Genomic DNA, 5,079 nt, shown 5'->3' with positions numbered 1-5,079 from the left:
TCGAGGACCTCCCGATGCCGGCGCAGGCCGAGATCCGGCAGGCCCGCGGCGGCGAGCCTGAGGAAGAGCATCCGCAGAAGACCCGGCTGTCGCTGTTGCAGCGGCTGGCCAATGTCGGCCTTGGCCGCCGTGACGAAGAGACCGAGCCGCCGATCGCGGCGCGCGCCTCCGGCCCGTCGATGGCGCCGCTGCCCGAGCGCAAGCCGCAGCGGAGCGTTGCCCAGCAAATGGCCGCGAATCATGAGCCGGTATCGGAGTACGCAAAACGCCCGGCGCCGCAAGGTTTGGATGTTCATGGCCGCCCGGCACCTGTTGCCCCGGCGCCACAGGGCGACGACCATCTTGATATCCCGGCCTTCCTCCGGCGCCAGGCCAACTGAGGTTTTGTTACAATCGAGGTGAGCCAAAGGGCTCCGGTTGATCCAGCCGGGGCCCTTCTCTTTGGCTCGGCGGCGAGCCTCGCGGGCCTACCAAGCAACTGATTTTAAATCATTAATTATTCATTCCGTGATCAGGTGTCGCAGCTTGAACCGCGTCCGGCCGTGCCGGAGTTTGGTTAACCCTTGGCGCGAATGCGGCAGAGATCGGGTAACAATCCGTAAAGAAGCGTGAGTTGGCGCGCTTTGGGGCTATGACTATGGTCTGCCGTGACTTGGGGATGCCTGAAACGCGAATCGCCGCTTACGCGCGGTTCCCGTCTTTGGGTTAAGTCGGGTAGTGGGCAGTTATCGATGAAATTCAGCCGGCAGACCACGCTTCGGGCGCAAGCCACCGTCACGGGTGTCGGCGTTCATTCCGGTTTACCTGTTAGCCTGACGCTCGGGCCTGCTCCTGTGGATGCGGGTTTTATTTTTGTCCGTACCGGCCTTGAAGAGACCGACCGCGAAGTTCCTGCGGTCGCGGGATCCGTTGTCGCCACCGATCTTGCGACCGTTCTTGGCGATCGTGAGGGGCCGCTCGTATCCACTGCCGAGCACGTGCTCGCCGCTCTCCGCGGCATGGGTGTCGACAACGCCGTCATCGAAGTCGACGGTCCCGAAGTTCCGATCATGGACGGCAGCGCGGCCGCCTTTGTCGCCGCCATCGATCAGGCTGGTATCGTCACCCAGTCGGCCTCCCGCCGCTTCATTCAGGTGCTAAAGCCGGTGCAGGCTGCGATCGGCGATAGCTTCGGCGAGTTGCGGCCGCATGCGAGCGGGTTCCGCGTCGAGGTCGAAATCGACTTCGCCAATCCCGTGATTGGGCGTCAGAATTACTCCATCGATCTCAATCCCGAAGCCTTCCGCCGCGAGATTTCCCGCGCCCGGACTTTTGGCTTCATGAACGAAGTCGCGCGGCTCTGGAGCGCCGGTTTTGCGCGCGGCGCCTCTTTCGAGAATACGGTGGTGCTCGACGATAGCCGTCTGCTCAACACCGAAGGGCTGCGCTTCAGCAACGAATGCGCCCGCCACAAGGCGCTGGACGCGGTTGGCGATCTCACCCTGGCTGGTTTGCCGCTGCTCGGCGCCTACCGCTCGGTGCGTGGCGGCCACAAGCTGAACCACGCCGTACTGACGGCCTTGCTGGCCGATCGCAGCGCTTGGCGGGTGGTCGAGGCCGAACCGGCACGCCGTCCCCGCGGCCATGTTGAGGCTGGCGCAGGCATGGTGGGCGGCTTGATCGCCCCGGCCTATGGTCCGGACGTTTCCTGACTTGCGCTTGCGAAACGTCCTGACTTTCGGCTTCGAAATGTCCTGACTTTCGGCTTCGAAATGTCCTGACTTTCGGCTTCGAAATGTCCCGACTTTTGTTTTCGAAATATTTCTGAATTTCCGGGATGGTTTTACGCCGTATCGGCGCCTTTTCCGTAGTAACCACAACTGGTAACGATGCCGTTCAGCCGCCTTAATCCGGGCGAATTGGCTGCGTATTCGGTTGGTTGAGGACCATTTTTCGGCTACAGAGCCTGCGGTTGTACGACAAGGCGGCCACGGGCCATAAGAATTGGGTACGCATTGGGCACGGGGAATATGGCTCCATGACCGCGGTTCATGGACAGGCGGGCTCGGTCATCAACCGCATCAAAGGCGTCAGGTCACAGATTCCATGTCGGCACAGCGTATGACGCTCGAACCACGCAAACCACTTGGGCATGCCAGCCCCGCTCGCGCCGGACGGTCGCTGCGGCTGGCGGCAGGCCTGATCGCGCTTGCCATTCCCTTGAGCGGATGCGGCACGGGCGCGCTCTGGGACAAGTTCACCGCCAAGGACGATACGTTCGTCGAGGAACCCGCGGACAAGCTCTACAACGAGGGCTTGTACCTGATGAACCAGCGCAAGGATAACAAGGCGGCGTCGAAGAAATTCGAGGAAGTCGATCGCCAGCATCCTTATTCCGACTGGGCGCGCAAATCGCTCTTGATGTCGGCCTATTCCTTCTACAATTCCGGCGATTACGACAGTTGCATCGGCGCGGCGACCCGTTACGTCACGCTGCATCCCGGCAGCCCTGACGCGGCTTACGCGCAATATCTGATTGCGGCCTCGCATTACGACCAGATCCCGGACATTTCCCGCGACCAGGGCCGCACCGAAAAGGCGATCGCGGCGCTGGAAGAGGTGATTCGCAAATATCCGACCTCGGAATATTCGACCTCCGCCAAGGCCAAGCTCGAAGGCGCGCGCGATCAGCTCGCCGGCAAGGAAATGGACGTCGGCCGCTACTACATGGAAAAGCGCGACTACACCGCCGCCATCAACCGCTTCAAGACCGTGGTCACCCGCTATCAGACCACGCGGCATGTCGAGGAGGCGCTGGCGCGCCTGACCGAGGCCTATATGGCGATCGGAATCGTCGGCGAGGCGCAGACGGCGGCGGCCGTACTTGGGCACAATTTTCCTGACAGCCGCTGGTACAAGGACGCCTATAATCTTGTAAAGTCGGGCGGTCTCGAGCCGAGCGAGAACAAGGGGTCCTATATTTCCAGGGCCTTCAAGAAATTGGGTCTCGGCTAGGAATTTACTTCGCATGCTGGCGCGTCTGTCGATCCGTGACATCGTCCTGATCGAACGGCTCGATATCGAATTCTCCCGTGGCCTTGCGGTGCTGACCGGCGAGACCGGCGCGGGAAAATCCATCCTGCTCGATGCGTTCGCGCTGGCGCTCGGCGGCCGCGGCGACGCCGGCCTCGTACGTCACGGCGCGGAGCAGGGCCAAGTGACGGCCACCTTCGACGTTCCAAAAGGCCATCCGGCCGCAAACATTCTTTCCGAGAACGGCCTCGACGACACCGGCGAGATGATCCTCCGCCGCGTGCAGCTCGCCGACGGCCGCACCCGCGCCTTCATCAACGACCAGTCGATCAGCGTGCAGACCTTGAAAGCAGTGGGCGCGGCGCTGGTCGAGATCCACGGCCAGCATGACGAACGCGCCCTCGTGGATACCTCGACGCACCGGCAATTGCTCGACGCCTTTGCCGGGCTGGAGAAGGAGGTCGCGGCGCTGGAAACGCTATGGGAGGCGCGGCGCACCGCCAACACCGCGCTCGACGCGCATCGCGCCAGCATGGAGCGCGCCGCGCGTGAGGCGGATTATCTGCGCCACGCCGCCGACGAACTAAAGACGCTGAAGCCGAAGGACGGCGAGGAGACGGCGCTTGCCGAGCGCCGCACCACCATGATGCAGGGCGAGAAGATCGCAAGCGACCTGCGCGAGGCGCAGGAGGCGGTCAGCGGCCCTCATTCGCCGGTGCCGGCGCTGGCGGCGGCGGTGCGCCGCCTCGAACGCCGCGCCGCCAATTCGCCTGCCCTGGTCGAGCCGGCGGTGAAGGCGATCGACATCGCGATCAACGCGCTGGAAGAAGCCGACCAGCATCTGAGCGCGGCGCTGGTCGCTGCCGATTTCGATCCGGCCGAGCTGGAACGCATCGAGGAGCGGCTGTTTGCGCTTCGCGCCGCATCGCGCAAATACTCGACGCCGGTCGATGGGCTCGCGGCGCTCGCCGCCAAATTCGCCTCCGACGTGGCACTGATCGATGCCGGCGCGGATCAGTTGAAGAGACTGGAAGCCGCTTCTGCCGAGGCTGATCAGCGCTACAGCGCGGCGGCGACGAAACTATCTGCAGCTCGCAGTAAGTCCGCCGAGAAGCTCAACAAGGCCGTGAACGCCGAGCTGGCGCCGCTGAAGCTCGATCGCGCGAAGTTCATGACGCAGATTGATACCGATGCCAACGCGCCCGGGCCGCAGGGCATCGACCGCGTCGAGTTCTGGGTGCAGACCAATCCCGGTACCAAGCCGGGACCGTTGATGAAGGTCGCTTCCGGCGGCGAGCTGTCGAGATTCCTGCTGGCGTTGAAAGTCGTGCTGGCCGACCGCGGCTCGGCGCCGACGCTGGTGTTCGACGAAATCGATACCGGTGTCGGCGGCGCGGTGGCGGACGCGATCGGCTCGCGGCTTTCGCGGCTTGCCGGCCAGGTGCAGGTGATGGCCGTGACGCACGCGCCGCAGGTCGCCGCACGCGCCGACCAGCATCTCTTGATCTCCAAGGATGCACTCGACAAGGGCAAGCGCGTCGCCACCCGCGTCAACGCGCTCGCCGCCGATCACCGCCGCGAGGAAATCGCCCGCATGCTGGCCGGCGCGGAGATCACCGCGGAGGCCAGGGCTGCTGCGGAACGGCTATTGCGCGCGGCGACCTAGCTGTCATTCCGGGGCGATGCGCAGCATCGAACCCGGAATCTCGAGATTCCGGGTCTGGTCCTTCGGACCATCCCGGAATGACGAACTCAGGAGCAGATCGACTCGTACAGATCATTCCAGTCCGGATTGTCCTTCTCGATCAACTGAACCTTCCAACTCCGCTTCCATTTCTTGAGTTCTTTTTCGCGGGAAATAGCCGAGATTGGGTCGTCGTATATTTCGAACCAAACGAGCCGTGTGATATTGTATTTCGACGTGAAGCCGGGCACGGCCTTCGTTCGGTGTTCGTAGATCCGGCGCACAATGTCTTTGCTTACGCCGATGTAGATTGCTCCGTCCCTACGGCTCGCGATGATATAGACATAGTAGCTCATGATTGTCGCAACTTGCCTGTTAACAAC

General features: G+C 62.9%; 4 protein-coding genes and 1 pseudogene. 4 read left to right on the top strand and 1 reads right to left on the bottom strand.

Annotation, left to right across the window (positions count from 1 at the left end; translation table 11 throughout):
- From CP49_RS37320 to recN, 4 genes and pseudogenes are all read left to right on the top strand, one after another.
- Positions 1 to 380: pseudogene (locus tag CP49_RS37320) on the top strand (cell division protein FtsZ); the annotation flags it as partial.
- A 351-nt stretch (positions 381 to 731) separates the two neighbouring features.
- Positions 732 to 1,691: a UDP-3-O-acyl-N-acetylglucosamine deacetylase gene (gene lpxC, locus CP49_RS37315; RefSeq protein WP_057855099.1), complete on the top strand. Its 960-nt coding sequence runs from the start codon at positions 732 to 734 to the stop codon at positions 1,689 to 1,691.
- Positions 1,692 to 2,085: 394 nt separating this feature from the next.
- On the top strand, positions 2,086 to 2,994 hold the full coding sequence (locus CP49_RS37310; protein WP_057855098.1) for an outer membrane protein assembly factor BamD: 909 nt from the start codon (positions 2,086 to 2,088) through the stop codon (positions 2,992 to 2,994).
- A gap of 13 nt (positions 2,995 to 3,007) precedes the next feature.
- Positions 3,008 to 4,678 (top strand): DNA repair protein RecN, encoded by a 1,671-nt coding sequence (gene recN / locus CP49_RS37305; RefSeq protein WP_057855097.1) that lies wholly within the window; start codon positions 3,008 to 3,010, stop codon positions 4,676 to 4,678.
- A gap of 86 nt (positions 4,679 to 4,764) precedes the next feature.
- Here recN and CP49_RS37300 read toward each other — a convergent pair whose 3' ends face one another.
- Positions 4,765 to 5,052 (bottom strand): GIY-YIG nuclease family protein, encoded by a 288-nt coding sequence (locus CP49_RS37300; protein ID WP_057855096.1) that lies wholly within the window; start codon positions 5,050 to 5,052, stop codon positions 4,765 to 4,767.
- Positions 5,053 to 5,079 lie beyond the last annotated feature (27 nt).

Source organism: Bradyrhizobium valentinum (assembly GCF_001440405.1).
In the GTDB taxonomy this organism is placed as follows: domain Bacteria; phylum Pseudomonadota; class Alphaproteobacteria; order Rhizobiales; family Xanthobacteraceae; genus Bradyrhizobium; species Bradyrhizobium valentinum.
Note: the sequence above shows the minus strand (reverse complement) of the source record. Positions and strands in the feature narration are given on the sequence as shown.

Bases quoted from the DNA above. Each gene is read 5' to 3' on its own strand.
- recN (WP_057855097.1), top strand. From the start codon at position 3,008: ATGCTGGCGCGTCTGTCGATCCGTGACATCGTCCTGATCGAACGGCTC.
- CP49_RS37300 (WP_057855096.1), bottom strand. From the start codon at position 5,052: ATGAGCTACTATGTCTATATCATCGCGAGCCGTAGGGACGGAGCAATC.
- lpxC (WP_057855099.1), top strand. From the start codon at position 732: ATGAAATTCAGCCGGCAGACCACGCTTCGGGCGCAAGCCACCGTCACG.
- CP49_RS37310 (WP_057855098.1), top strand. From the start codon at position 2,086: ATGTCGGCACAGCGTATGACGCTCGAACCACGCAAACCACTTGGGCAT.